General features: G+C 67.5%; 28 protein-coding genes and 1 other RNA gene. 18 read left to right on the top strand and 11 right to left on the bottom strand.

Annotation, left to right across the window (positions count from 1 at the left end; all coding sequences use genetic code 11):
- The first annotated feature begins 24 nt into the window (after window positions 1-24).
- The 4 genes from hemW to pepQ all read left to right on the top strand — a co-directional run bounded on the left by hemW (window position 25) and on the right by pepQ (window position 5,511).
- Window positions 25-1,251 carry a radical SAM family heme chaperone HemW gene (hemW, locus tag AC5P9L_RS08285; protein ID WP_227415633.1) on the top strand — a complete coding sequence of 409 codons (1,227 nt, stop codon included), beginning with the start codon at window positions 25-27 and terminating at the stop codon, window positions 1,249-1,251.
- A gap of 202 nt (window positions 1,252-1,453) precedes the next feature.
- Window positions 1,454-3,733 (top strand): DUF1631 family protein, encoded by a 2,280-nt coding sequence (locus tag AC5P9L_RS08280; RefSeq protein WP_227415632.1) that lies wholly within the window; start codon window positions 1,454-1,456, stop codon window positions 3,731-3,733.
- Window positions 3,730-4,104, top strand: a complete 375-nt coding sequence (locus AC5P9L_RS08275) for a PilZ domain-containing protein (RefSeq protein WP_005410894.1) — start codon at window positions 3,730-3,732, stop codon at window positions 4,102-4,104. The genes AC5P9L_RS08280 and AC5P9L_RS08275 overlap by 4 nt, the downstream gene beginning before the upstream one ends.
- A gap of 75 nt (window positions 4,105-4,179) precedes the next feature.
- The gene (gene pepQ, locus AC5P9L_RS08270; protein ID WP_012481166.1) at window positions 4,180-5,511 is read left to right on the top strand and encodes a Xaa-Pro dipeptidase; all 1,332 of its coding nucleotides are present in this window, start codon (window positions 4,180-4,182) and stop codon (window positions 5,509-5,511) included.
- Window positions 5,512-6,054: 543 nt separating this feature from the next.
- Here pepQ and AC5P9L_RS08265 read toward each other — a convergent pair.
- Complete coding sequence (locus AC5P9L_RS08265) at window positions 6,055-7,377, bottom strand: aminopeptidase P N-terminal domain-containing protein (RefSeq protein ID WP_086016280.1); 1,323 nt, start codon at window positions 7,375-7,377, stop codon at window positions 6,055-6,057.
- 5 nt (window positions 7,378-7,382) lie between these two features.
- Window positions 7,383-7,931: a YecA/YgfB family protein gene (locus AC5P9L_RS08260; RefSeq protein WP_005410897.1), complete on the bottom strand. Its 549-nt coding sequence runs from the start codon at window positions 7,929-7,931 to the stop codon at window positions 7,383-7,385.
- Window positions 7,932-8,084: 153 nt separating this feature from the next.
- Between AC5P9L_RS08260 and AC5P9L_RS08255 the strand changes: the two genes are divergently transcribed.
- The 8 genes from AC5P9L_RS08255 (at window position 8,085) to AC5P9L_RS08220 (ending at window position 12,160) form a co-directional block, all read left to right on the top strand.
- The gene (locus tag AC5P9L_RS08255; protein WP_043034082.1) at window positions 8,085-8,306 is read left to right on the top strand and encodes a TIGR02449 family protein; all 222 of its coding nucleotides are present in this window, start codon (window positions 8,085-8,087) and stop codon (window positions 8,304-8,306) included.
- Window positions 8,303-8,599, top strand: a complete 297-nt coding sequence (locus AC5P9L_RS08250; protein ID WP_006467013.1) for a cell division protein ZapA — start codon at window positions 8,303-8,305, stop codon at window positions 8,597-8,599. Before AC5P9L_RS08255 ends, AC5P9L_RS08250 begins: the two co-directional genes overlap by 4 nt.
- Before the next feature lie 97 nt (window positions 8,600-8,696).
- Window positions 8,697-8,882, top strand: a non-coding RNA gene (ssrS, locus tag AC5P9L_RS08245) — 6S RNA.
- A gap of 83 nt (window positions 8,883-8,965) precedes the next feature.
- Window positions 8,966-9,559, top strand: a complete 594-nt coding sequence (locus AC5P9L_RS08240) for a 5-formyltetrahydrofolate cyclo-ligase (RefSeq protein ID WP_033834478.1) — start codon at window positions 8,966-8,968, stop codon at window positions 9,557-9,559.
- Entirely contained in the window at window positions 9,556-10,035 is a 480-nt protein-coding gene (locus AC5P9L_RS08235) for an EVE domain-containing protein (RefSeq protein WP_005410901.1), read from the top strand. The genes AC5P9L_RS08240 and AC5P9L_RS08235 overlap by 4 nt, the downstream gene beginning before the upstream one ends.
- A gap of 22 nt (window positions 10,036-10,057) precedes the next feature.
- Entirely contained in the window at window positions 10,058-10,705 is a 648-nt protein-coding gene (rpiA, locus tag AC5P9L_RS08230) for a ribose-5-phosphate isomerase RpiA (RefSeq protein ID WP_005410902.1), read from the top strand.
- Window positions 10,706-10,726: 21 nt separating this feature from the next.
- Window positions 10,727-11,170: a DUF192 domain-containing protein gene (locus AC5P9L_RS08225; RefSeq protein ID WP_005410903.1), complete on the top strand. Its 444-nt coding sequence runs from the start codon at window positions 10,727-10,729 to the stop codon at window positions 11,168-11,170.
- A 144-nt stretch (window positions 11,171-11,314) separates the two neighbouring features.
- Window positions 11,315-12,160 (top strand): SirB1 family protein, encoded by an 846-nt coding sequence (locus tag AC5P9L_RS08220; protein ID WP_005410904.1) that lies wholly within the window; start codon window positions 11,315-11,317, stop codon window positions 12,158-12,160.
- A 78-nt stretch (window positions 12,161-12,238) separates the two neighbouring features.
- On the opposite strand, the gene AC5P9L_RS08215 is transcribed toward AC5P9L_RS08220, so the two are convergent.
- Window positions 12,239-12,463 (bottom strand): rubredoxin, encoded by a 225-nt coding sequence (locus AC5P9L_RS08215; protein WP_005410905.1) that lies wholly within the window; start codon window positions 12,461-12,463, stop codon window positions 12,239-12,241.
- Window positions 12,464-12,497: 34 nt separating this feature from the next.
- Between AC5P9L_RS08215 and thiE the strand changes: the two genes are divergently transcribed.
- Window positions 12,498-13,124, top strand: coding sequence for a thiamine phosphate synthase (gene thiE, locus AC5P9L_RS08210; protein ID WP_049460853.1), 627 nt, complete (start codon window positions 12,498-12,500; stop codon window positions 13,122-13,124).
- 16 nt (window positions 13,125-13,140) lie between these two features.
- Window positions 13,141-14,430, top strand: coding sequence for a glutamate-1-semialdehyde 2,1-aminomutase (hemL, locus tag AC5P9L_RS08205; protein ID WP_227415631.1), 1,290 nt, complete (start codon window positions 13,141-13,143; stop codon window positions 14,428-14,430).
- A 72-nt stretch (window positions 14,431-14,502) separates the two neighbouring features.
- On the opposite strand, the gene azu is transcribed toward hemL, so the two are convergent.
- Window positions 14,503-14,952, bottom strand: a complete 450-nt coding sequence (gene azu / locus AC5P9L_RS08200) for an azurin (protein WP_005410908.1) — start codon at window positions 14,950-14,952, stop codon at window positions 14,503-14,505.
- Window positions 14,953-15,074: 122 nt separating this feature from the next.
- Between azu and AC5P9L_RS08195 the strand changes: the two genes are divergently transcribed.
- Complete coding sequence (locus AC5P9L_RS08195) at window positions 15,075-15,677, top strand: HAD-IA family hydrolase (RefSeq protein ID WP_111150277.1); 603 nt, start codon at window positions 15,075-15,077, stop codon at window positions 15,675-15,677.
- A gap of 53 nt (window positions 15,678-15,730) precedes the next feature.
- On the opposite strand, the gene AC5P9L_RS08190 is transcribed toward AC5P9L_RS08195, so the two are convergent.
- Complete coding sequence (locus AC5P9L_RS08190; RefSeq protein ID WP_005414378.1) at window positions 15,731-16,957, bottom strand: acetylornithine transaminase; 1,227 nt, start codon at window positions 16,955-16,957, stop codon at window positions 15,731-15,733.
- A 63-nt stretch (window positions 16,958-17,020) separates the two neighbouring features.
- Here AC5P9L_RS08190 and AC5P9L_RS08185 point away from each other — a divergent pair, with 63 nt between their 5' ends.
- Window positions 17,021-17,893: an ion transporter gene (locus AC5P9L_RS08185; protein ID WP_005410911.1), complete on the top strand. Its 873-nt coding sequence runs from the start codon at window positions 17,021-17,023 to the stop codon at window positions 17,891-17,893.
- 55 nt (window positions 17,894-17,948) lie between these two features.
- On the opposite strand, the gene AC5P9L_RS08180 is transcribed toward AC5P9L_RS08185, so the two are convergent.
- Entirely contained in the window at window positions 17,949-18,941 is a 993-nt protein-coding gene (locus tag AC5P9L_RS08180) for a YiiG family protein (RefSeq protein ID WP_279915779.1), read from the bottom strand.
- A gap of 93 nt (window positions 18,942-19,034) precedes the next feature.
- The gene (locus AC5P9L_RS08175) at window positions 19,035-19,853 is read right to left on the bottom strand and encodes an SDR family oxidoreductase (RefSeq protein WP_005410913.1); all 819 of its coding nucleotides are present in this window, start codon (window positions 19,851-19,853) and stop codon (window positions 19,035-19,037) included.
- Window positions 19,854-19,961: 108 nt separating this feature from the next.
- Between AC5P9L_RS08175 and AC5P9L_RS08170 the strand changes: the two genes are divergently transcribed.
- Window positions 19,962-20,645: a hypothetical protein gene (locus AC5P9L_RS08170; protein ID WP_099479909.1), complete on the top strand. Its 684-nt coding sequence runs from the start codon at window positions 19,962-19,964 to the stop codon at window positions 20,643-20,645.
- Window positions 20,646-20,696: 51 nt separating this feature from the next.
- On the opposite strand, the gene AC5P9L_RS08165 is transcribed toward AC5P9L_RS08170, so the two are convergent.
- Both AC5P9L_RS08165 and AC5P9L_RS08160 read right to left on the bottom strand, forming a co-directional pair.
- Window positions 20,697-21,185, bottom strand: a complete 489-nt coding sequence (locus AC5P9L_RS08165; protein WP_217279012.1) for a DUF2867 domain-containing protein — start codon at window positions 21,183-21,185, stop codon at window positions 20,697-20,699.
- Between the two features lie 14 nt (window positions 21,186-21,199).
- Entirely contained in the window at window positions 21,200-21,862 is a 663-nt protein-coding gene (locus AC5P9L_RS08160; RefSeq protein WP_012481180.1) for a serine/threonine-protein kinase, read from the bottom strand.
- A gap of 85 nt (window positions 21,863-21,947) precedes the next feature.
- Between AC5P9L_RS08160 and AC5P9L_RS08155 the strand changes: the two genes are divergently transcribed.
- Complete coding sequence (locus AC5P9L_RS08155; protein WP_012481181.1) at window positions 21,948-23,945, top strand: bifunctional DedA family/phosphatase PAP2 family protein; 1,998 nt, start codon at window positions 21,948-21,950, stop codon at window positions 23,943-23,945.
- A gap of 143 nt (window positions 23,946-24,088) precedes the next feature.
- On the opposite strand, the gene AC5P9L_RS08150 is transcribed toward AC5P9L_RS08155, so the two are convergent.
- Together AC5P9L_RS08150 and mpl are read right to left on the bottom strand one after the other, a co-directional pair.
- Entirely contained in the window at window positions 24,089-24,667 is a 579-nt protein-coding gene (locus AC5P9L_RS08150) for an LON peptidase substrate-binding domain-containing protein (RefSeq protein ID WP_012481182.1), read from the bottom strand.
- Entirely contained in the window at window positions 24,664-26,028 is a 1,365-nt protein-coding gene (gene mpl / locus AC5P9L_RS08145) for a UDP-N-acetylmuramate:L-alanyl-gamma-D-glutamyl-meso-diaminopimelate ligase (protein WP_227415629.1), read from the bottom strand. Before mpl ends, AC5P9L_RS08150 begins: the two co-directional genes overlap by 4 nt.
- Window positions 26,029-26,348 lie beyond the last annotated feature (320 nt).

Below are 26,348 nucleotides of genomic sequence, written 5' to 3'. Positions count from 1 at the left end.
CGGCCGGCACTACCGAAGAAGCCCATGCCGCACGCCCACGACCACTGCAACCACCTGCCCGGCGAAGCCTGCTCCGCCGACCACGACAACCCGCCGCGGCTGGTGCCGCCACCGCTGTCGTTGTACGTGCACCTGCCGTGGTGCGTGCGCAAATGCCCGTACTGCGATTTCAATTCGCACCAGGCCAAGGGCGAGCTGCCGTTCGACGCTTATATCGATGCGCTGCTGCGCGACCTCGACCAGGACCTGCCGCTGGTCTGGGGCCGGGTGGTGCACAGCGTGTTCTTCGGTGGCGGCACGCCCAGCCTGTTCCCGCCGGAGGCGATCGACCGCTTCCTGCAACAGGCCAGCGCACGCCTGCGTTTCGCGCCCAATGCCGAAATCACCCTGGAAACCAACCCGGGCACCGCCGAACATGGCCGCTTCGACCGCTATCGCGCGGCCGGCGTGAACCGCCTCAGCTTCGGCATCCAGAGCTTCGACGACGCCATGCTCAAGCGCCTGGGCCGCATCCACGACAGTGGCGAAGCCGAGCGCGCGGTGAAGATGGCGCAGGACGCGGGCTACGACAACTTCAACATCGACCTGATGTACGCGCTGCCGGAACAGACCCTGGCCGGTGCCGAGGCCGACCTGGAACGCGCGTTCGCGCTGCAGCCGGCACACATCTCCCACTACCAGCTGACCTTGGAACCGAATACGGTGTTCTTCGCGCGGCCGCCGCAGGGCATTCCAGATGAAGACAACGCCTGGGGCATGCAGGAACACTGCCAGGCATTGCTGGCACAGGCCGGTTTCGGCCAGTACGAGGTCAGCGCCTATGCGCGCCCCGGCCGGCAGAGCGCGCACAATCTGAACTACTGGCGCTTCGGCGACTACCTGGGCATCGGTGCCGGCGCGCACGGCAAGATCAGTTCCGGCGCCGAGGAGCATGTGCTGCGGCGTTGGAAGCTGAAGCACCCGCAGGCCTACCTGGACAGCGCCGGCGCGCCCGCCTCGTTCGGCGGCGACGATGTGATCGCGCCGGAGCGCCTGCCGTTCGAATACATGCTCAACCTGCTGCGCCTGCACGAAGGTTTCGGCCTGCGCGATTTCGAGTCGCGCACGGGGCTGCCGCGCAGCGTGCTGGACGCTCCCCTGGCCGAGGCCGTGCAGCGCGGCTGGCTGGACGTGACCGATGGCCATGTGCAGCCGACCGAGCTGGGCCGCCGCTTCACCAACGATGTGGTGAGCCTGTTCCTGGAAGATTGATCCTCGCCTGGCAAAGGATCGTTCCGGCCGCTGGCCGGCAATCCGGTGAAGACATATCTGCCGGCCAGCGGCCGGCACTACCGTTCATCGGTCGGGCCAGGCCCGGCGGATGCGATTCACGTTCAGCCTAAAGTAGCGCCGACATCGGCCGACACGGTAGATTCACCAGATCGATCCGCGGGAATCCGGGTACCGCCTGCCGATGTCAGCTGTCTTTTCCATCACTCCTGCCGACAAGAACCGCCTGGCCGCCAGCGATCTGCCACCGCGGGTACGTGAGCTGCTGGGCGCGCTGATCGGCCTGTGCCGGCAGACGCTGGCGGCGCCCCTGATCCTGACCGTCGAGGCGCTGGAGCAGACCCTGCTGCACGACGCCGACCGCGCACGCAATCCGCAGCAGCAGGCCGAGCTGATGGCCCAGCGTGGACAGCTGCACGCCTTCGCCGGCCATTTCGCCGATCGCATGCTCGATGCCGTGGCCGACGCCCTCGCGCGGTTGCGCGAACCGGTCAGCGGTGTCAGTACCAGTGCTGGGCCGCCAGCGCTGCCAGGCATGCTCGGGCTGTCGCTGGTTGATGAGCACGAAGTGGATCGCGACCTGCTGCTGACCGAGATGGTGCGGCGCGAAACCCTGCGTTCAACCAACACACTGAACCTGCTGGGCCAACGCCTGGGCGTGCTGGCGGCGGCGCCGGCCTTCGAGGCCGACACCCTGCCACTGGCGCCGCAGGCACTGTGCGCGATGGTGCGCCGGATTGCCGAACAGGACGCGCTGAGCGTCGAGGTACAGCTGGCGCTGTATCGCAGTTTCGAACGGCAGGTGCTGGAACGGCTGGGCGATATCCTTGACCGTGCCAATGCTCTGCTGGCCCAGTCCGGTGTACTGCCGGGGCTGGTCTACACCCCCTACCTGGCACGCTCGTCGAGCACGCGGCGGATCATCACCCAGTCGGTGGGGGGCGGCCGCACCACGCAGCCGGCCAAGCGCACCTCAGCCCCCCTGACCGGCTGGAACGGTTCGGCACCGGCCGGTTCCTGGTCCAGCCTGGTACAGGACGCCTTCCACGAGGGCGGCGCAGCCGGCCCCGCCACGCCGGGCGTGACCACCTCCACCGGCAGTGCACTGCATGAGCTGCTGCAGCAGGCACGGCACGGCAGCCCTGCCCCGGCGGACAGCGGCGCGGTGCCCAGCGCGGCAGTCGACGCGGTACTCGCGCGCCTGCAGGCCCAGTCCAGTGCGGCAACCGGTGTGGCCGACCTGCAGGCTGCCGTGGTCGCGCAGCTGCGCAGCGAGCATGGTGCGCAGGCCCAGCTGGGCAGTCACGACCGGGACAACCTTGACCTGCTGCGCATGCTGATGCAGCAGGTGCAACAGCAGCAGCGTCCCGATCCAGTGCCGGCCGCGCTGCTGGCCCGCCTGCAGGTACCCCTGGCACGCGCCGCCATGGCCGATCCGGGCTTCTTCGTGCGCGACGAACACCCCGCGCGTGAGCTGCTCAATCAGATCGCCGAAGTCGGCGCCAACTGGCTGGGCGATGAGGATGTCGACCCGCAGCTGCTGCAGCGCATGGCGCAGAGCGTGCAGGGCCTGCTGGGGCAGGATGCGCGTGCGCCGGAAGTCTTTGCCGCCGCCAGTGAAGACGTGCAGCAGCACCAGCGCGCGGCGGCCCATCGTGCCGAACTGGCCGAGCGCCGCCATGTGGAAGCCGCGCGCGGCAAGGAACGATTGGAACTGGCCCGTCGCCAGGCCACCGCACAGATCGACCAGTGCTGCGACACCCGGTCGCCACCGCGTTTCGTGCAGACCTTGCTGCGCCAGGCCTGGGCCGATGCACTGACCCTCACCCGCCTGCGCCATGGCGACGATTCACCGCAATGGCAGGAGCGCCTGCAACAGACCGAGCGCATCGCTGCCATCACCGCGCAGGCCATCGACGCCCCCGGCGGCACCGATACCGCACTGGCAGCGGACGTGGAGGCCGCATTGCTGCAGGTCGGCTACCACGCCGAGGAAGCCGCCGCTGTCGCGCGCAGGCTGGCCACGCCCGGCGGCGAGGATGAAAGCACCTCGCGTACCGAGCTCAGCGCACGCCTCAAGGCACGTGCGCGCCTGGGCGAGCACGCCGGCACGAACGGTGGCGCCGCACCTGCCACGCCGCGCAGCAGCGCCGAAGAAGCGGCCTACCAACAGCTGTCCAGCCTGCCGTTCGGCAGTTGGTTCGACATCGACATGGGCGATGGCACGATGCGCCGCCAGCGCCTGTCCTGGTACAGCCTGCTGACCGGCCACGCGTTGTTCGTCAATGCGCGCGGGCAGAAGATCACCGATACCGACCTGGATGCGCTGGCACGGCAGATCAGTGCCGGGCGCGCGCAGCTGGTCACCGAAGACAAGGGCCGGCTGGTCGACCGTGCCTGGGAAGCCAGCCTCGGTGCGCTGCGCGCACTGGCCACGGCTCGCGCACAGGAGACCCCCGCATGAAAGCCGTACCGCCGCAGGACACCCGCCGCGCGCCGCGCCGCCAGGTCTCGGACCTGGTGCCGGTTACCGACCAGATGCGCGAGTGCGTGGTCGGGCGCCTCGGCAATGTCTCCGAAACTGGCATGCTGATGCTGGCCAGCATGCCGCTGCGCGAGGATGCGCTGTACCAGCTGCGCTTTCCCTTGCCATTGGGTGATGGCCGCCAGCAGGCCATCGACGTAGGCGTGCATCTGCTGTGGAGCGAGCCCGCACACGTTCCCGGGCAGAGCTGGACCGGCTTCCGCTTCCTGACCCTGTCGCGCGAACATCGGCAGCTGCTGCGGCAGTGGGTGGGCGAGGACAGCGACGAGGGACCGGTTTCGACGGCCTGAGTGCCGGTTCCGGCACAGCGGTTTTTCGCGGTATGCGGCAGAATCTAGGGCCGTTTTCCGTGTCGAGCCACCGCAATGATCCAGCAAGACCCCGGCGCCCTGTATTCCGACCACCTGGCCGTGCTGTGCCGACGCGCCGAACAGGCGCTGGCCCGCGGCGGCTTCGACCATCTGGTGGTGCCCAGCGGCACCCTGCACTACCAGGTGTTCGACGACCGCGACTACCCGTATGCGGTCAACCCGCAGTTCAAGGCCTGGCTGCCGCTGACCCGCGTGCCCAACAGCTGGATCGTGTTCACCCCGGGCAAGCGCCCGGCGGTGATCTTCCACCAGCCCTTCGACTACTGGCACGTGGTGCCGGACGCCCCCAGCGGCTGGTGGGTGGAGCACTTCGACATCCACATCATCCGCAAGCCCGAAGAGGCGCTGGCCCTGCTGCCGGCCGACCCGTCGCGCTGCGCGATCCTGGGCGAGCCGCAGAGCGCACTGGGCAACTACGTGCCGAACAATCCAGCGCCGGTGGTGAACTACCTGGAATGGCACCGCGGCAGCAAGACACCGTATGAAATCGCACTGATGCGCCAGGCGCAGGTGCTGGGCGTGCGCGGCCACCGCGCCGCCGAGGCGGCCTTCCGCAATGGCGCCGACGAGTTCAGCATCCACATGGCGTACTGCCAGGCGGTGGGCCAGGATGCCAACGAGCTGCCGTACGGCAACATCGTCGCACTGAACGAACACGCCGCCGTGCTGCATTACACCGAGCTGGGCCGCAAGGCACCGCAGCCGCTGCGCAGCTTCCTGATCGACGCCGGCGCCAGTGCGCACGGCTATGCCAGCGACATCACCCGCACCTACGCCGCGCAGGGCCACGACGAATTCGCCGCGATGATTGCGGCCGTCGACGCCGCCCAGCAGCAGATGTGCGCAGCGGTGCGCCCGGGCTTCGACTACAAGCAGCTGCACGTGGACGCACATCTTTCGCTGATGGGCGTGCTGAAGGACTTCGGCGTGATCAAGGTGTCGCCACAGACCGCGCTGGAGACCGGCGTCAGCGCCGCATTCTTCCCGCACGGCATCGGCCACCTGATCGGCCTGCAGGTGCACGACGTGGCCGGCTTCGCCGCCAGCGACGAAGGTGGCCGCATCGAGCGCCCGGCCGGCCATCCCTACCTGCGCCTGACCCGCGTGCTGGAACCGGGCATGGTGGTGACCATCGAGCCAGGCCTGTACTTCATCGACATGCTGTTGAACGAAGTGAAGGACGCCGGCCATGGTGATGCGATCAACTGGGAGCGCGTGGATTTCTTCCGTCCGTATGGTGGCATCCGCATTGAAGACGAAGTGCTGTGCACTGATGGCGAGGCGGACAACCTGACGCGGCCGGCGTTTGCGGCGGCGAACGGCTGAGCCCCTCGTGGTTGGTCGCTTGGAGCAAAAGCCGCGCTTTGCCGGGCGGGGTGGGTTTGCAGGACACGCCGTAAACCCATCCATGGGGGCTCGATGGCGCCATCCATGGCGCCAACGGTCCTGCAAACCCACCCCGCCCGGCCTTTGACAGTTTCCTGCGCGCGTCCAACCACGGAAAAGAAAAAGAAAAGCAAAAGCGGGTCGCTCGCTGCGCTCGCTCTGTGTCGACCAAGGTCGACACCTACCAACAGCCGCAATTGTCCGTAGATCCACGCCATGCGTGGATGATTCATTCGATATCTGACAGATGTGCCGACCAACGATCGGCACCCACCAACAGCCACAGGAATCTGTCGGGGGTGGGGCGGTGTGGGTGGGCAGGACCGTTGGCGCCATGGATGGCGCCATCGAGCCCCCATGGATGGGTTTACGGCGTGTCCTGGCCAGCTACACCGCCCCGCCATCCCACGGAATGCCGCTCTGGCATTGGCAGTTGCCGTTGATTGCAGCAGGTGCAGGGCTGCAAGCCCTGCAGAACACCACTTACCCCGCCATCACCGCTTCAATCTCGTCGGCGCTGCGCGCCAGGCCTTCGGTCAGCACGCGATGGCCATCGTCGGTGATCAGCACGTCATCCTCGGTACGGATGCCGATACCGCGCCAGCGCGGTTCCACCGTCGTGTCATCCACGCCGATGTACAACCCGGGCTCGATGGTGAACGCCATGCCCGGCTCCAGCAGACGCGAGTCACCCGCCAGACGGTAGTCGCCCACGTCGTGCACGTCCATGCCGATCCAGTGCCCGGTCTTGTGCCGGTAGAAGCGCTGGTACAGGCCTTCGGCCAGGTTCTTTTCCAGCGTACCCTTCAGCAGGCCCAGCCGCAGCAGGCCCTCGGTCAGGGTCTGCACTGCGGCGAGGTGACCGGCTTCGTACGGCACGCCCGGCCTGGCCTGGGCCAACGCAGCGGCCTGCGCATCGCCGACCAGGTCGTGCAGTGCACGCTGCTCAGCGCTGAAGCGGCCATTCACCGGGAACGTGCGGGTGATGTCACTGGCGTAGCCACGGTACTCGGCACCGGCGTCGATCAGCACCAGCTCGCCGTCGCGCGAACGCGCGTTGTTGTCGCGGTAATGCAGGATGCAGCCGTTGCGGCCGGCGCCGACGATGCTGCAATAGGCCGGCACGGCGTCGTTGGCGCGGAACACGCGTTCCAGCTCCGCCTGCAGTTCGTACTCGTGGATGCCGGCCCTGGCGGCCCTCATCGCGGCCAGATGCGCACGCACGCTGATCTGCGCGGCGTGGTGCATCAACGCCACTTCGGCACCGGACTTGAACAGGCGCTGCTCGTGCAGCAGGTGGCCCAGTTCGAGGAACTCGTGCGGCGGCTGCGCACCGTGGCGCACCTGCGAACGCACGCGGTTGACCCAGCCGATCAGCTTCAGGTCGAAGTCGGCATCCCGGCCGAAGTGGTAGTAGACGCGCGAACGGCCTTCCAGCAGGCCCGGCAGGATGTCGTCCAGATCATCGATCGGGTAGGCGTCGTCCATGCCGTACTGCGCCACCGCGCCTTCCTGGCCGGCGCGGCTGCCGTCCCAGGCTTCGCGTTCGGCATCGCGCTCGCGGCAGAACAGGATGGCCTCGCCGTGGCGTCGGCCCGGGATCAGTACCAGCACTGCTTCCGGCTCCGGGAAGCCGCTCAGGTACTGGAAATCCGAATCCTGCCGGAACGGATAATGGGTATCGAGGCTGCGCACCTTCTCGGCCGCGGCCGGCAGCACCAGGATCGCGTCCTCGCCGGCCATGTCCATCAGCTGGCGGCGGCGACGCTTGTACTCGCCGGCGGCAATGCCGGTGCGCTGCTTGATGTCCATCAGTTCAGGCGCTGACGATGGCGCGAGGCCAGCACCACGTCGCCGTGCAGCAGGAGCACCGCCACGCGGATGAATTCCTCGATCTCCGACAGGGCTTCGTCGTCGTCATCGCCACCGGCCTCGAAATCCTCGCTGGAGGCACGCGCCAGGCTGGCCATGTCGGTCAGCGCTTCCTCGCCCTCTTCGGACAGGGTCGGGCGGCGGCCGCCGCTGCCCAGGCCGAAGCCGCCCAGGAAGGAACGGGTCCAGCTGAACATGGCATCGGCCTGCGCGGATACATCGTCGCCGTCGGTCAGCAGCAGCTCGAAGGCGAAGTCGCGGTCTTCCAGCTGCTTGATGGTGGCCTGCAGCAGCTGCCCCAGCACGCTGTCGGCAGCCACCGGCGGCAGGTTGTCGTCGGCCAGCACGCGCGCCGGCCAGTCGTTGCCGGGGGCACCGCCGGCAGCCAGCCAGCCGCACAGCGCGCCGTGCAGCTCGGCAGCGGTGGCGCCCAGGCCCAACGCCTGGCTGGCGCGGGTAACGTCGTCGACGGAGGGAAGTTCGGTCATCGTGCGGCTCGTTCGGAAAGGAAACCCGGGGCGCGCACGCGCGCGCCCGTGAGACCCCGTAGTGTAGCAACCCGACGGCATCCTCTCCGCAGCCGTCCAGCCTTGCTGCGACAACGCTTGACCGCCCTTGCCCGGCTTGCCTATCGTGCCCGCATGGAACCCGCCGATCCCCTTGCCCAGCTGCAGGACTTCGCTGCCCGCGTGGAAGCGTTGCTTGACCGCAACCAGCGCCTGGCCGAGGAGAACCGCAGCCTGCGCCACCAGCAGGAACAGCTGGTGGCCGAGCGTTCGACGCTGCTGGCCAAGAATGAGCAGGCACGCTCGCGGGTGGAAGCGATGATCAGCCGGCTCAAATCCCTGGAGCAGCACACATGAGCGCCGAACCGGTCAGTGTCCGCATCCTCGATCGTGAATACACCGTGGGCGTCGGCGGCGATGAACGTGACAGCCTGATGGCCGCCGCGCGCCTGCTGGACGCGCGCATGCGTGAGATCCGCGGCAGCAACCGCATGGCCGCGGTCGATCGCGTCGCCGTGTTGGCCGCGTTGAACCTGGCCCACGAACTACAGCTGCTGCGCGACGAGAACGCCCGCCAGGCGGTGGCGCTGCAGCAGACGCTGGCCGACCTGAACCGGCGCCTGGACCGCGCCATCGACGGCGGCGCCTGAAGATCGTGCAAAACGCGTCTTCTCATATCTGAATTGGCACGGACTGTTGCCGACGAACGGCCTATCCAGATCCTGCGTGCTGGCTATAATGGTCACGCGTTCTCTGCGGTGCTCGACGGCATGTGCAAACATTCGCCTTGTCCCTTAAGAACGACACCGGGAGCGCGACAGCGCCGGGAGTGCAGGTCCGCCTTGCAGCGGGAAGCCCGATGGTTCTCCAGCGTTCCCACTTGAGCCCCCGGGTTCAAGGTCGTTTCGCATGCATCGACATTGCGGAGAATGCAATATTCCAGCAAGGGCGGCGTCTTCGGGCGTCGCCCTTGTTCTTTCCGGCACAATGACGGCTGATCCTTGCCGCACGCTGCCATGACCGACCCGCGCCAGGCCCTGCGCCACGACCTGCGGCAACGCCGCCGCGACCTTTCCGCCGCTGAGCGCATCGCCGCCGCCGAATCGCTTGCCGATGCCCTGCTCGCCCTGCCGTTCGCCCCGCGCGAAGGCGCCGTGGCCGGCTACTGGGCGCTGGATGGCGAGATCGCCCTGCACCGCTGGCAGTTGCAGTTGCCCGAAGGCCTCACCTACTGCCTGCCGGTGCTGGCCGGCGACGTGCTGCGCTTCGCGCCGTGGCGGCCGGGGCAGCCGCTGACCAGCAACCGCTACGGCATTCCCGAGCCGGACGTGGCGCTGGAAGACACCCTGGAACCAGCACAGATGGCGCTGGTGGTGGCCCCGCTGGTGGGTTTCGACACGCAGTGCCGGCGGCTGGGCATGGGGGGCGGCTGGTATGATCGCAGCTTCGCCTTCCGCCACGACCGGCCGGCGCCGCCCTGGCTGGTCGGTGCTGCGTTCGCGGTGCAGCAGGTCGAGTCCTTGCCGGTGGCGTCGTGGGACGTGCCGGTGGATGCGATCTGCACCGAAGACGGCACCCTGTTCCCCTCCGCTGCCCCCGTGAACGCATGACCGCCCGCAAGCGCTACTGGCTGATGAAGTCCGAACCGGACGCCTTCTCCATCGATGACCTGGCCAAGGTCAAGGTCGAACCCTGGAACGGGGTGCGCAACTATCAGGCGCGCAACTTCATGCGCGATGGCATGCAGGTGGGCGACGGCATCCTGTTCTACCACTCCAATACCAAGGTGCCCGGCATCGTCGGCCTGGCCACCGTGGCCAGTACGGCCTACCCGGACGACACCCAGTTCGATCCGAAATCCGACTACCACGACCCCAAGAGCACGCGCGAAAACCCGCGCTGGATGCTGGTGGACGTGGCCTTCGACCGCAAGCTCAAGCAGGTGATCGCGCTGGACGAGATCAAGCTGCACGCCGAAGAACTCGGCGAGGGCTTCCCGCTGGTTGCCAAGGGCAACCGCCTGTCGGTGTTCCCGGTGACCGCCGCGCAGTGGAAGCTGCTGCTGTCGCTGGAAAAGAAATCCTGATTCCCTGCCTGAGAGTTCTCCCATGTCCGAAGCCAAGCGCCTGGCCGCCGAGAAAGCCATCGAGTACGTTGAAGACGGCATGATCGTCGGTGTCGGCACCGGTTCCACCGTGGCCTATTTCATCGATGCCCTGGCCCGCATCCAGCACCGCATCAAGGGCGCTGTGTCCAGCTCCGAGCAGAGCACCGCGCGCCTGAAGCAGCACGGCATCGAGGTGATCGAGCTGAACCACAGCGGCAACCTGTCGCTGTACGTGGACGGCGCCGATGAGTGCGACGCCAACAAGTGCCTGATCAAGGGCGGCGGCGCCGCGCTGACCCGCGAGAAGATCATCGCCGAGGCCAGCGAGCGCTTCATCTGCATCATCGACCCGAGCAAGCAGGTGCCGGTGCTGGGCAGGTTCCCGCTGCCGGTGGAAGTGATCCCGATGGCGCGCAGCCTGGTCGCCCGCCAGATCCGCGACATGACCGGCGGCCAGCCGACCTGGCGTGAAGGCGTGGTCACCGACAACGGCAACCAGATCCTGGACATCCACAACCTGCAGATCACCGATCCGGAAAAGCTGGAGCGCGAGCTCAACCAGCTGCCGGGCGTGGTCTGCGTTGGCCTGTTCGCACGCCGCCGCGCCGATGTGGTGATCGTCGGCGGCGAGCCGCCGGTCGTGCTCTGACCCTTTCGAAGGATCCTGACGATGTCGCTGTTGCGTTCGCTGCTGATGCTCCCGCTGCTGGCCCTGGCTGGCTGCGCCACCGACGCGGCCCGCCATTGGGTCGAACTGGATGGCGCCCGCTACCAGGTCGAGCTGGCCACCAACGATGAAACCCGCGCACGCGGTCTGATGTTCCGCGACCAGATGGCGGCCGACCACGGCATGCTGTTCATCCACGACCGCGAGGAAATGCAGGCGTACTGGATGAAGAACACCAGGATCGCGCTGGACATCCTGTACTTCGACAGCCAGCGCAAGCTGGTCAGCCAGCAGCGTGATGTGCCGCCGTGCTCGGCCGGCGACATGTGCCCGCCCTACCCCAGCGGTGGCCCGGCACGTTACGTGCTGGAGCTCAACGCCGGCCAGGCCGAGAAGCTCAAGCTGAAGGATGGCACGGAGCTGAAGTTCGGCCCAGGCATCGAGTAACAGGGTTCTGCCCGCGGTAGTGCCGGCCGCTGGCCGGCAACCCTGCAGGGGTCAGATCCCTTTCGCACGCGAAAGGGATCTGACCCCCGGATTTTTCACGCGGCACCGCTTGAAACCGCCTGCGAATGACGCCAGTCTGTGGTCATGCAGGACCGGATCACACTCCCCGACTGGGATGCACTGGCCGACCTCGAAGACGAGGCGCTGCCCTTGTTGCCGACCGCGCTGCTGATCGCGCGCGATGAATACCCCGATCTGCAGCCGTCCACCTACGACGCGCTGATCCAGAGCCATGTCGACCACCTCCGTTCGGAAGTGGAGAGCATCGACAACAGCCCCTTGAAGATGGCGGCGATCAACCGCCACCTGTTCGACGAGCTGGGCTACAGCGGCGACCACGACGAGTATTACGACCCGCGCAACAGCTACCTCAACCAGGTGTTCGAGCGGCGCCTGGGCAATCCGATCTCGTTGGCGCTGGTGCAGATGGAAGTCGCGCGCCGGCTCGGCATACCGTTGGATGGCGTGTCCTTCCCCGGCCACTTCCTGGTGCGCTTGCCGGTGGACGACGGCGTACTGGTGATGGACCCGTTCAACGGTGGCCGGCCACTGGACGTGGACGAACTGCGCGAACGCGCCAAGTCACACCTGGGCGGACAGATGCCCGATGACCAGGTGCTGGCGCAGATCCTCGACCCGGCGCCGGCGCGCGCGATCCTGATGCGCATGCTGCGCAACCTGCATGGTGTCTACGCCGAAGCCGGTGAATGGGATCGTGCCGCACGCAGTGCCGACCGCCTGCTGAAACTGGCGCCCGAGCAGGACGACGCGCTGCGCGACCGCGGCCTGGCGTACCTGCAACTGGAGTATCTGGCCGGTGCCCGCCATGACCTGGGGCAGTACCTGAAGCGCAATCCCGAGGCCAGCGATGCGCAGTGGCTGCGCGAGAAGCTGATCGACCTCGGCGGGCCGGTGCCGCGGCTGCATTGAGGGTGTCGGTGTGTGGACCAACGGTCCACACCCACCCCAACGGTCCGCACCCACAGGATGGGCCGGGTGGCCCGCCGGTCAGTCGACCTCGACCATCTCGAAATCGGCCTTGGTCACCCCGCAGTCCGGGCAGGTCCAGGTCTCGGGAATATCCTCCCAACGCGTCCCGGGCTCAATACCCTCCTCCGGCAAGCCTTCCGCTTCGCTGTACAGGAAGCCGCAGACCACGCACATCCAGGTTCGCAGGGTGGTGGGGCTGGCGTCGCTCATCGGATAATCGGGGCTGGATTCACGGGCGGCCATTGTCCCATTGCAGCCCACGCACCGGTAGCCATCGATGACTTCTGCTTCCCCGGCGCCCCGCGGCGTCTACCTGATCACCCCCGACGAGCCCGATACCGCGCGCCTGCTGGCCCGTACCGCGCCGCTGCTGGCCGCGGGTGCCACCTGGCTGCAGTACCGCCACAAGACCGCCAGCGACGCGCTGCGGCAGGAACAGGCGACGGCCCTGCAAGGCCTGTGCGCCGCCCACGGCGTGCCGCTGATCGTCAACGACGATCCGGTGCTGGCCAAGGCCGTGGGCGCGGCTGGCGTGCATCTGGGCGGCACCGACGGGGACATCCCCAGCGCGCGCGCGCTGCTCGGTGCCGAGGCCATCATCGGCGCCTCCTGCTACGACCAGCTGGCCAATGCCGAGAAGGCCGTGGCGGCCGGCGCCAGCTATGTGGCCTTCGGCGCCTTCTTCCCGACCACCACCAAGGTCACCAGCAGCCGCGCCCACACCGACCTGCTGCGGCAAAGCGCCGCACTCGGCGTGCCGCGGGTGGCGATCGGCGGCCTGACGCCGGACAATGTCGGTCCCATCATCGACGCCGGCGCCGATCTGGTGGCCGTGGTCAGCGGTATCTATGCCGCATCGGACCCGGTCGCGACCCAGCGCGCCTATCTCGCCCAGTTCGCGTAATGCCCAGGAAAGCCCCATGAACCACGACCAGTCCCACGCCCTGTTCTCCCGTGCCCAGCAGCTGCTGCCGGGCGGCGTCAATTCGCCGGTACGTGCGTTCAAGTCGGTCGGCGGCGAGCCGTTCTTCGTTGAACGCGCCGATGGCGCCTACCTGTACGACGTCGATGGCAACCGCTACATCGACTACGTCGGTTCCTGGGGCCCGATGATCGTCGGCCACAACCACCCGGCCGTGCGCCAGGCGGTGAAGAAGGCGATCGACAATGGCCTGTCCTTCGGTGCGCCGTGCGCGGCCGAAGTCACCATGGCCGAGACCATCACCCGCCTGGTGCCATCGTGCGAGATGGTGCGCATGGTCAACTCCGGCACCGAGGCCACGCTGTCGGCGATCCGCCTGGCGCGTGGCGCCACCGGCCGCAACCGCATCGTCAAGTTCGAAGGCTGCTACCACGGCCACGGCGACTCGTTCCTGGTCAAGGCCGGCAGCGGCATGCTGACCCTGGGCGTGCCGACCTCGCCGGGCGTCCCGGCCGGCCTGAGCGAACTGACCCTGACCCTGCCCTACAACGACTTCGAAGCGGCCACCGCCCTGTTCGAACAGCAGGGTGATGACATCGCCGGCCTGATCATCGAACCGGTGGTCGGCAACGCCAACTGCATCCCGCCGCGCGAGGGCTACCTGCAACACCTGCGTGCGCTGTGCACGAAGCATGGCGCGCTGCTGATCTTCGACGAAGTGATGACCGGCTTCCGTGTTGCCCTTGGCGGTGCGCAGGCGCATTACGGCATCACCCCGGACCTGACCACTTTCGGCAAGATCATCGGCGGTGGCATGCCGGTGGGTGCCTATGGTGGTCGCCGCGAGCTGATGCAGCAGATCGCACCGGCCGGCCCGATCTACCAGGCCGGCACGCTGAGCGGCAATCCGGTGGCAATGGCTGCCGGTCTGGCGATGCTGGAGCTGATCCAGCAGCCGGGCTTCCACGCCGACCTGGCCGAGCGCACCGCACGCCTGTGTGCCGGCCTGGAAGCGGCCGCCGCCGAAGCCGGCGTGGCGGTGACCACCACCCGCGTGGGCGCGATGTTCGGGCTGTTCTTCACCAGCGAGAAGGTCGAGACCTATGCGCAGGCCACCGCCTGTGACATTCCGGCGTTCAACCGCTTCTTCCACGCGATGCTGGAGCAGGGCGTGTTCCTGGCACCGTCGGCGTACGAGGCCGGCTTCCTGTCCAGCGCCCACGATGACGCGGTGATCGAGGCCACCCTCGCCGCCGCACGCGTAGCGTTCCGGGCTGCCAAGGGCTGATCGCAAAAAAGGGGACGGAGGGGATTAAGTCGTTTGTGCACAAACGACTTAATCCCCTCCGTCCCCTTTTTTTCAACCGAAGACGAACTTGCCCTTCATCATCGCGAAGTGGCCGGGGAACGAGCAGAAGAAGGTGTAGTCACCGCCCTTCTGCAGGCCCTGGGTGGAGAAGCGCACGCGCGTGGTCTCGCCACCGCCGATCACCTTGGTGTGCGCCAGCACGCGCTTGTCGGCCTTCGGCAGGTAGCTGTCGGCCAGGGTCATGCGCATGCCCGCCATCGCCACCGGCTGGTAATCGGCGGTACGGGTCAGCACCCAGTTGTGGCCCATCGCGGTGACAGCCAGCTTGCCGGTGTGGCGCAGGGTCAGGTCCACGGCGGTGCAGTCGGCGGCGACCTTGATCTCGCGGCTGCTGAAGCTCATCTGGTCGGTGCTGTCGATGCTGACCGCACACACCCGCGCCATCGCCGACGGCGCCAGCATCAGCGCGCCCAGTCCCACTGCCACCATCCAAGCCTTCATCGTTGCATCTCCTGCGGATTCAAACGCCATTCTAGGCAGCCCCCTGTGGCCGCGTCTGCGACCGTCTGTCGCACGCGCACTCCAGGGTTTCCGCGCATCCACCGCGATGGCATGCTCGGCTGATGCGGATCGATCTGTTGCTGCTGGATGTGGACGGCGTGCTGGTGCAGTACCAGCGCGCGCAGCGCGTGCTGCATCTGGCACAGGCGCTGGATGTCGCGCCGGAAACCGTGCAGGCCGCGCTGTACGACAGCAGGCTGGAAGCGGCACATGACAATGGCACGCTGGATGGCCCGGCCTATCTGGCGCAGCTGAGCAAACAGCTGGGCCGCACCGTTGATGTACACACGTGGATCGCGGCGCGACAGGCCGCCAGCCATCCACAGCCGGCCGTGCTGCAGCGGCTGCAGGCCCTGCAGCTGCCGATGGCGGTGCTGACCAACAATGGCGCACTGATGCAGCAGGCCTTGCCGACTCTGCTACCGGAACTGTTCCCGGCCCTGCATGAGCGCGTGTTCTGCAGCGCGGAGTTCGGCCTGCGCAAACCGGCGCCCGCGGTGTTCCTGCGCACGCTGGAAGCACTGGACGTGGCACCTGCGCGCACGCTGTTCGTCGATGACCTGTTCGCCAACGTGCGCGGCGCACGCGCCGCCGGCCTGCACGCGGAAACCGTGCGCGATGGCCGTGGGCTGGGCAAGGTGTTGAAGCGTTACGCGGTGGGCTGATCGGGGCCAGAGCCCTCTCCGCAGGAGAGGGATCCGACCCCGACGCCAAGGCGTCAGCGCGCGGCGATGAACGCGGCAATTGCCGCGCGCAGGCGCTTGAGGCCTTCAGCCACTTCTTCGTCGGTGATGTTCAGCGACGGCACGAAGCGCAGCACGTCCGGGCCGGCCTGCAGGGTCAGCAGCCCCTGCCCGGCAGCGTGGTCGAGGATCGCACCCGCCTGGCCGGCGAAATCCTTGCTCAGCACCGCACCCAGCATCAGGCCGCGACCACGCACCTCGCTGAACACGCCGAACTCTTCGTTGATGCGCGCGAAGCCATCGCGCAGCGCCTTCGACTGGCGGCTGACGTTGGCGGCGATCTCCGACGACGCCAGCTTGCGCAGCGCCACGCGGGCCACCGCAGCGGCCAGCGGGTTGCCACCGAAGGTGGTGCCGTGCGCGCCAAACTGCATGGTCTCGGCCACCTTCGGGCCGGCCAGCATCGCACCGATCGGGAAGCCGCCACCCAGTGCCTTGGCCAGGGTGACCATGTCCGGCACCACGTCGTCCTGCCAGTGCGCGAAGAGCGTGCCGGTGCGGCCCATGCCGGCCTGGATCTCGTCCAGCACCAGCAGCGCGTCGTGCTGGTCGCACAGTTCGCGCACGCGCTTGAGGAAGCCGGACTTGGCCGGCATCACGCCGCCCTCGCCCTGGATCGGCTCCAGCATCACCGCCGCCACGTCACCGGCGGCCATCGCGGTTTCCAGCTGCACTTCGTCGTTGAAATCGATGTAGCGGAAGCCACCCGGCAGCGGCTCGTAGCCTTCCTGGTACTTCGGCTGCGCGGTAGCGGTCACCGCGCCCATGGTGCGGCCGTGGAAGCTGCCACGGAAGGTGATGATGACGCGCTTGTCGGCCGGGCGGCCCTGGCTGGAGGCCCACTTGCGGACCATCTTGATCGCCACTTCGTTGGCTTCGGCGCCGGAGTTGCACAGGAACACCCGCTCGGCGAAGCGACTGGCCTTCACCAGTTCCTCGGCCAGGTGCAGCGGCGGTGCGCTGTAGAACACGTTGCTGGTGTGCCAGAGCTTGCCGGCCTGCTCGACCAGCGCGGCCACCAGGTCCGGATCGTTGTGGCCCAGGCCGCACACGGCGATGCCGGCAGCCAGGTCGATGAACTCACGGCCCTGGCTGTCCCATACGCGGGCGCCCTGGCCTCGCTCCAGTACCACCTGGCGGGGCTTGTAGACCGGCAGGTAATAGTGCGAAAGGGAGATCAGCGGATCGGTCGCGGCGGTCATGGCAGTCGGCAGGGTTCAGGAACGCCCATTCTCGCGCCGGAACCCCTGCGGCACAATGCGCCCATGCGACCGTTTTCCGCCCCCCAGCTCAACCCCGCCACCGAGACCGGCTGGCGCCGTCGGTGGTTCGACATCATCTACCGCCATGACACCCGCCCTTCGCGCAATTTCGACCTGATCCTGGTGGTGGCGATCGTCGCCAGCATCCTGGTGGTGATGATCGACAGCGTGCAGCACCTGCATGCCGAATGGTCCACCGGCCTGTACATCTTGGAATGGGGCTTCACGATCATCTTCACCGCCGAGTACCTGCTGCGGCTGGCGGTGGTCAAGCGCCCGCTGCGGTATGCAGTGAGCATCTGGGGCATCATCGACCTGCTGTCGATCCTGCCCGCCTACCTGTCGATGTTCATCCCCGGCGCGCAGAGCCTGCTGGTGGTGCGCGCGCTGCGCATCCTGCGGGTGTTCCGCATCCTGAAGCTGACCCGCTACATCGAGGAAAGCGGCGTCCTGATGACGTCGCTGTGGCGCAGCCGGCGCAAGGTGCTGGTGTTCCTGTTCACGGTGATCACCATCACCATCATCGCCGGTGCGCTGATGTACGTGATCGAGGGCCCCGAACACGGTTTCACCAACATCCCGGCCAGCATGTACTGGGCGGTGGTGACCATGGCCACGGTCGGCTTCGGCGATATCGTGCCGCAGACCGTGCTCGGCCGCTTCGTCACCTCGGTGCTGATCCTGATCGGCTACAGCATCATCGCCGTGCCCACCGGCATCTACACCGCCGAACTGGCCAGCACCATGCGTGAAGCCGAGCAGGCCGCACGCCGCGATGCGCGTGGCTGCCCGGACTGTGGGCTGGAAGGCCATGAACCAGATGCACTGCACTGCCGCAAGTGCGGCGGCAAGCTGCCGGATGCGTTCAGTCATTGATGCGAGCGCCGGCGATGTACACCGGCGCACGCTGATCACGCCATGAGCGGGAGCACTACTGGCGGTTGCTCTGGAAAACGAGCGTGTTGTATTCCTGCATCCGCTTGCTGGCCGATCCACGCGGCGCCATCGACGGCGAATCAAGCATGCGTCGTTCGAAATCGGTGTAAGGCTCTTTCTCGCTGACGCGCTGCAGCCGCGCCTTGCCTTCCCGACGGAAGTTCTCGGCCTCACGCTCGAAGCTGTTCCAGTCCAGCTTGCCCGGCTCCTGATCAGCCACCTTCGCATGCGCTTCGTCGGAAATGCGGTTGAACGCATCCAGACGCTCGCGGGCCTTGGCCTGATCGAAATCATCCTCGCTCATCAGATCCATGATGGCCTTGGCTTCCAGCATCATCGCCAGGCGGTAGTACTCGCGCGTGCGCCCCTCGGCCTGCTCCAGTGCTTTGAGCTGCTCGCGCTGGGCGGCGTCGTTCTGGCGCTCCAGCTCGGCATTGAACGTTTCGCTGGCAGCCACGAAATCCTTGAAGGCGACCATCAGGGGCGCGTGCAGCTGCTTGCCCTTGGCGAACTGGTCGTCTTCGTAGTCCTGGCGATCGTAGTAGTCGTGCGCGTCCTTGCTGATCGGCACCAGTGCCTTCAGCGCCTGCTGGTAGTGGCCGGCAGCAGCATCGAGTTCGGCCAGCACTGGCTTGGCAGCCATCGCCTCGGTCACGGGGGCATCGCACTGCTTCATGTCGTAATCGCTGATCTCGAACGGACCGTACACCTGTGTCTCGCGACCGGTCGGGCCGGCGGCGACATCCTTGATCCAGCGCGTATAGGACTCGATGCTGCCGTGGGTCTTCGAATCAAGCGCGTTGAAGCAGCCGATGTAGGCGTTGAGCTTGGCGGTCAACTGCTGCTGCGGGTCGGACGGCGCCGCGCTGGCGTCCGGCGTGCCGGAGGCAGCGGCGCCGCCCGCAGCGGCGGGTGCCTTGCCACCGCAGGCGGCCAGGATCAACGACAGCGAAGCGGCCAGCGCCGCGACGGAAAGAGTGCGTGACATGTGTTCACATCCCTGTTGAAAACGATTACAGCCGCGCATTCTAGCGCAGCAGGCCGAAGGTCGCAGCCCTCGGCCTCTTCCGGCGACGTGCGATCAATCCAGGAACAGATCCGGCAGCAACGGACGCGACGGATCCACTGCGTAGCCCGAAAGATCGGTGATACCCGCCTGCGCCAGCACGTCATCGTCGATCAGGAACTGGCCATGGAAGCCCGCCGCTTCGCGCACCAGCACCGCATGCGCGGCATCAGCCATGATCTGCGGCGTGCGGCAGCCGGCCGCATCCACGCCCGGGATCATGTTGATCGCATCGGTGGCGATGACCGTGCGCGGCCACAGCGCATTCACCGCCACGCCCTGCGGGCCGAATTCCGCGGCCAGGCCCAGGGTAACGAAGCTCATGCCCATCTTCGCCAGCGTGTAGCCGGTATGCGGTGCCCACCACTTCGGCTCCAGACTGGGCGGCGGTGCAAGGGTGAGGATGTGCGGATTCGGCGCCTGCAGCAGGTACGGCAGGCAGGCCTGCGCGCACAGGAAACTGCCGCGCGCATTGACCTGCTGCATCAGGTCGAAACGCTTCATCGGCGTATCCAGCGTACCGCGCAGCCAGATCGCGCTGGCGTTGTTGACCAGGATGTCGATGCCACCGAAGGTATCGACCGTGGCCGCAACCGCCGCGTGCACCTGCTCTTCCTCGCGGATGTCGCACTTCAGGGCCAGGCCCTGCCCGCCTGCCGCCGTCACCGCTTCGGCCGCGGTATGGATGGTGCCCGGCAGCTTCGGATTCGGCACCGACGACTTGGCCGCAATGGCCACGTTGGCGCCGTCGCGCGCAGCGCGCAGTGCGATGGCCAGGCCGATCCCACGCGAGGCTCCAGTGATGAAAAGCGTTTTGCCCTGCAGACTGCCCACGTTCCACACTCCAGCGTATGCAATGAGCCGCTAGTATGCCGCGCCGACGCGGAGTTCACCCGGCCTTGACGATACTCGGGCCTCCAGCCAACGCACGAGGTCCACGCCATGCGCCGTTCCCGCCTGTTGCTGCCTGCCCTGGGGCTTGCCCTGCTGACTGCCTGCCAGGGCCGTTCGCCGGAACCCGGCAAGGAGCCACCCGCCGGTGACGCGCCCAGCGCGGAGAAGGCCGCCGCCGACGGCAAGATGCGCTGGAGCGAGGCCGTGGTCTGGGATGGCGATCTGAACGCATGCCGCCACGGCGAGAATGCCGCCACCCGGGATTGCCTGCGCGATGCGATGCGAGCGGGGGGAGCAAGCGCCGAGGCGATCACCGCGGCCGAGCAACTGTCCAGCGCCGGGGAACTGGCGTATGTGACCGCCTGGCATGAGAACGAGGGGCTGGGCATTGCCACGGTCGAGTATCCCTTCCGGGCCAACACCAACGAAGGCACCCGCCTGGTCGACGCCAGCGGCAAGCGCATCGATGTGGATGCCGTACAGCTGGACGACACGCTGCGTGCCGACCCGGCCGTGCAGGAGCTGTTGAAGGCCAACCCGCAGGCCACGCCATTCGCGCCGGCGCAATCGGCCGGAGCGACACCGCTGGAGGGCGGCGGGATCCGCCTGCTGTACCGCACACCGCTGCGCGACTGCCACGCCTGCCCGGACGTGGGCCAGCTGCAGATCGCCTATGACTTCGATGCCAAGCGCAACTTCATCGGCCAGCAGGTGGTGCCGGCGACGCCGTAATCCGGAAACGCCGCGTGTCGCCGGGCATGGCCCGGCGAGCGCGGTGTCGAATCACCGGTACGCCTGCACCTGCTTCTGCAGCAGATGCGGCACGATCAACCTGTGCACGGGCGCGACCGGCAGCATGTAGAGGCGCCCGAATGCGTTATGCGTATGCACCACCGTCACCACTTCCAGCACATCGCCCTGCCATTGCAGGGCCAGCTGTACGCGCAGGTGGCGATCATCGTCTTCCAGCACGATGGCATCGTCATCCAGCGACTGCAGGGTGAAGATGCCCAGCCGCTGGCCGGCCGCCGGATCGTCGGTGTCCTGCACCGCACGCAATGAGCCAAGGTGCTTCATGCCAAGCAGGCGCATGCCGTGGTTGCGCAGCGCCATCAGACCATCGAACCAACCGGGAATGCTCGCGGCCATGTCACGATAGGCCTGCAACGCCGAGCGCCCATCACGACGGGTGGTCGCATGGCACGCATGCACGAAATCCGCACCGGGCAGCTGAGTTCGCAGCACGCTGCCCGCGCTCGGCGGCGCGCTCATCACCTGCGATGCACTCACGGCTTCGGTCCCTGCCCCTCGTTGTCTTCCCAGTGCAGGATGCGGCGGGTGACGAAGCGGTAGACCGGCTTGCCGGTGGCGAACCACAGCTCGCGCACCCACGACGTACGCTTGAGCACGCGCTTCTCCACCGGGGTGAGTGATTCGCGGCAGTACATGCGCTTGTGCTTGAGCAGGTGGCGCAGGTCCTCGCGGGCCAGCAGCCGCATCCAGCGCGAGCGCGGGTTGCCGATCACCGCCAGCTGGAAGTCGATCAGCGCCGGTCGTCCATCTTCAGTGACCAGCCAGTTGGCTTCCTTGGCCAGGTCGTTGTGGGCCACGCCATTGCGATGCAGCTGCTGCAGCAGGCGACGCGCGGCGCGGAACCAGGCCAGATCGCCGCGCGGCGGACGCTGGTACATGGCATCGCCGGCCATGAAGCTGCGGTCGAGGTGGCGGCCATCCCAGGCCAGCAGCTGCGGCACATCGGCCATGCCATGGATATGGCGCAGCGCGCGTGCTTCGCGACGTGCAAGCCACCACGCGGGCAACCGCAGCCACAGCGGCGTGGCCCCCAGATCGCGGCGTACGAACGGGCCATCGGGCCCTTCAACCAGAAGGATCTGACCGAAACTGTCGGCCTTCAAAGCACGGTGGGGAGCGTCTGGCGTATGCGGCATGACTCCATTCTAGGCGATGGCGCCGGTTGCAAACGGTCACGAAGCGGCTGGGAACCAGTCACCTTCACGCCCCTATAATCGGGCAATGGACTCTTCATGGATCGACGCCACGCTCGCGTGGATTGCCGCTCACCCCGTGCTGGCGGGCGCCGTTATCTTCCTCATCGCCTTCTGCGATGCGGTCATCATTCTTGGCGCCATCGTGCCGGCGCTGCCACTGCTGTTCGCGGTGGGCGTGTTCATTGGCCTGGGCCAGATCTCCGGGCCGTACGCGGTGGCGGCTGCGGCATTGGGTGCGTTTGCCGGCGATGGCATCAGTTACTGGATCGGCCGCCGCTGGGGTGACCGCCTGCGTGGCGTGTGGCCGTTCAGCCGTTACCCGCAGCTGCTCGACCGCGGCGAAAACCTGTTCCGCCGCAATGCCTTCAAGAGCATCCTGGTGGCACGCTACGTCGGCGCGATCCGCCCGTTCGTGCCGGCCATCGCCGGCATGATGAAGATGCCCGCCAGCCGCTACGTGCAGGCCAGCGGTATCGCCAGCATTTCCTGGGCGGTGCTGTTCCTGGCGCCGGGCTGGATCCTCGGCGAAGCGTACGACGCGGTGGCTGCTGTGGCCGGGCGGCTGGTGGTGGTGGTCGGCCTGCTGGCGGTGATCCTTGGCCTGGTCTGGGCCATCGTGCTGTACGGCTACCGCTGGTCGGCCGCACGCATGGACAACTGGCTGGCACGCCTGCTGGACTGGTCCAACCGCCACCCGACGCTGGGCCGCTACACCGTTGGCGTGCTGGACCCGAAGCGGCGCGAATCGGTGCCACTGGCGATGCTGGCGCTGATGCTGCTTCTGCTGGGCTGGGGCTGGTTCGCGCTGTTGACCGTGGTGGTCGCACATGGCGAGCCGCTGGCGATCGACCTGCTGGTGCACCAGGCCATGCTGGCGCTGCGCAATCCGCTGGCCGACTACCCGATGGCTGCGCTGGCGTCGCTCGGGGCCTGGCAGGTCCTGCTGCCGGCCACCGCCGCGGCGATGGGCTATCTGATCTGGCGCCGACGCTGGATGGCCGCTGCTCACTGGCTGGCGGCACTGGCCTTCGGCCTGGCGCTGACCATGCTGCTGGGCGCCACCGTGGATGTGGTGCGCCCGATCGACGCCAGCAGCGGCTTCGGCTTCCCGTCGGTGTCGGTGACCATGGCCACCATCACCTTCGGCTTCTTCGCGGTGCTGATCGCACGCGAGATGCCCGGCCGCACCCGCGTCTGGCCGTACCTGGTCTCGGGCATCGTGGTCAGCCTGATCGGCTTCTCGCGCCTGTACCTGGGCGCGCATTGGCTGAGCGACGTGATCGGCGGCATGCTGTTCGGCACGTTCTGGCTGCTGGTGCTGGGCATCGCCTATCGCCGCCGCTTCAACCGCTCGTTCTGGGTGAAGCCGGTGGCCTGGCTGTTCTACGGCGTCTTCGCCGTGGCGGCGATGTGGTACGCACCGCGCAACATCCCGGTGAAGCTGGAACGCTTCGAACCGACCCTGCCGGCCCCGCAGGCGATGGACATGCAGGCCTGGTGGCAGCACGACTGGGCCACGCTGCCGGCGCGCCGCAACGAGTTCGACGACGACCAGCGCTGGCCGCTGGACGTGCAGGTGGCCGGGCCATTGGCACCGCTGCAGGCGCAGCTGGAAGCGCGTGGCTGGAAGCGGCAGGAACAGGCCGGCTGGCAGCAGGCGCTGCTGATGCTGGACAAGAACACCGGCGCCGATGAACTGCCGGTGCTGCCGGCCACGCTGGACACCCGCGTGGAAGCACTGCTGATGGTACGCCAGGGTGCGAAGCCGGACGAACGCTATGTGCTGCGCCTGTGGCCGGCACCCGCGCAGCTGCAGGCGGGCAACACGCCGCTGTGGCTGGGCAGCGCACAGACCCTGCGTTACGAACGCCACTTCGAGTGGATCGGCATGTGGCACCCGCTGCGCGGCGTCGACCCGGCGTTGAACGCGGTGAAGGACGCCGTGCAGGACCTGCCGCAGCGCGAGGACGTGCACAGCGAAACCGGGTTGCCGGTGCTGCGGTTGAAGACGACAACTCCCTGAGGCCGCCGCGGCGCTCTGGTAGATGCCAACCTTGGTTGGCGTTTCGAGGAAGGCCGCCAACCAAGGTTGGCAGCTACCGGTTCCGCCGCGCCGCGGTCGTCGCCTGCCTTGGTTAGTTGCCAACCTTGGTTGGCGGTTACCGGCTACGGCATCCAGCCCAGCAACTGCTGCAACCGCTGGTGCGGGTCGTCCATCTGCAGCAGCTGCAGGCGCTGCTGCTCGCTCAGCGGCAGCAGTTCGGCCAGCCGCCAGCCAACCCAGCTGGCCTGGTCCAGCAACGCCGGATTGGCCGGCGCATAGGCCTCACCGGCCTGCTCGATGATGTGCCCCAGCACCGTGGCCAGCAGCGCATGCTGCGGCCGCAGCTCATCGTCGGGGTCTTCGTCGCACCAGCGCACGTCGGCCACCACCAAGCCGTTGTCGCGTACGCGGGTGCGCTCGACATGGAAGCGGCGGGTGCCTCGCAGGCGCAACTGCAGCACGCCGTCGGCGCCGACATCGAAGTCTTCGATGCGTACCTGCACGCCATACGCTGCCGGTGTCGCCGGAGCTCCCACTTCCTGGCCGTCGAGGATCAGGCAGACACCAAAGCCCTCGCCACTGCGGCCGCTGTCGCGGACCAGATCCAGGTACCGCCGCTCGAACACGCGCAGGCCGACCGCTGCACCCGGCACCAGCGTGGTGTGCAGCGGAAACAGCGGCAGTGATGTGTCGCTGCTCATCGGGCCTGCAGCGCGGCGAGGAAGCGACGCGGTGCGCCGTCGAAGCCCCCATTGGACATGAACACCACGTGGTCGCCGCTGCGCGCGCTGGCCTGCAGCTGCGCCAGCAGCGCGTCGGTATCGGGCACCGCGTGCGCTTCGCCGCGCACTGCGGCGATCACCGCGGCCGCATCCCAGGCCAGTTCCGGGCGATGCAGGAACACCACCTCGTCAGCCAACGCCAGCGACGGGGCCAGCGCCTGCGCGTGCGCCCCCAGCCGCATCGAATTGCTGCGCGGCTCCATCGCGACCACGATGCGCGCGTCATCCACCTTGGCACGCAGGCCTTCCAGCGTGGTGGCGATCGCGGTCGGGTGATGGGCGAAATCGTCGTAGATGGTGATGCCGTCATGGCGGCCGATCACTTCCATGCGGCGCTTGACGCTGCGGAAGCGCGCCAGCGCAGGAATCACGTCGGCCGGCGCCACGCCCACCGCATGTGCGGCAGCCAGCGCAGCCAGGCCGTTGAGCACGTTGTGGCGGCCCAGCAACGACCAGTGCACATCGCCCATTGCCTGCCCGCGGTGGTGTACGCGGAAGGCGCTGCCATCGGCGGCCAGCAGCTCGGCATGCCATTCCAGCGACGGGTCGAAACCGAAGCGCTCGACCGGGGTCCAGCAGCCCATCGCCAGCACTTCGGCCAGATGCGGGTCCTCGCCGTTGACGATCAGTCGGCCACGCGCCGGCACCGTGCGCACCAGGTGGTGGAACTGGCGCTGGATCGCGGCCACGTCCGGGAAGATGTCGGCGTGGTCGTATTCAAGGTTGTTGAGGATGGCCACCAGCGGCCGGTAGTGCACGAACTTGCTGCGCTTGTCGAAGAACGCGGTGTCGTACTCGTCGGCCTCGACTACGAACTCGCGGCCCTGGCCCAGCCGGGCGGAGACGCCGAAATCCTCGGCGACGCCGCCGATCAGGAAACCGGGCGAACGACCGGCGCTTTCCAGCAGCCAGGTGAGGATGGTGGTGGTGGTGGTCTTGCCATGGGTACCTGCCACGGCCAGGGTGTCGCGACCCGGCAGTACCTGTTCGGACAGCCATTGCGCTCCGGAAATGTAGCGCTGGCCGGCGTCGAGCACGGCCTCAACGGCGGCATTGCCGCGCGAGAGGGCGTTGCCGATCACCACGTCATCGGTGCCGGCCGGCACGCTGTCGGCGCGGTAGCCCTGGTCCAGGGCGATGCCCAGCTGCTCGAGCTGGGTCGACATTGGCGGATAGATGGCCTGGTCGCTGCCGCTGACCGTATGGCCCAGTTCCCGCGCCAGGGCGGCCACGCCGCCCATGAAGGTGCCGGCAATTGCAAGGATATGTACGCTGCTCATGACCGAGGATTGTGACCGATGACGGCTGTATAGGGCCAATGTCCGCCCCCGGGTAAGACAAGTCCTACACGGGATGTGAGAAAACTCCAATCACCTGTCAGGGAATTCCCGATAGCGATGTTCTGTGAACCCGGACACAATTCGAACTGCCAGCCGCAGTACCCGAACCGGTCCTACTCCCCAAGAGGCCATCCCCAAGGGAGCTCATGCTGCGGGGCCCTGAGCAAGCCCTTCGCTGGCGCCTGTCAAACGACACAGGCCTGATCCTCACGGACCAGGCCTGTGTTTTTTTGCGCCCGAAGGGCCGGCAACAGGCCGGC

This window comes from Stenotrophomonas sp. YJH_SMC_64 (assembly GCF_059371375.1).
This window is presented reverse-complemented; position numbering and strand designations above follow the sequence as displayed.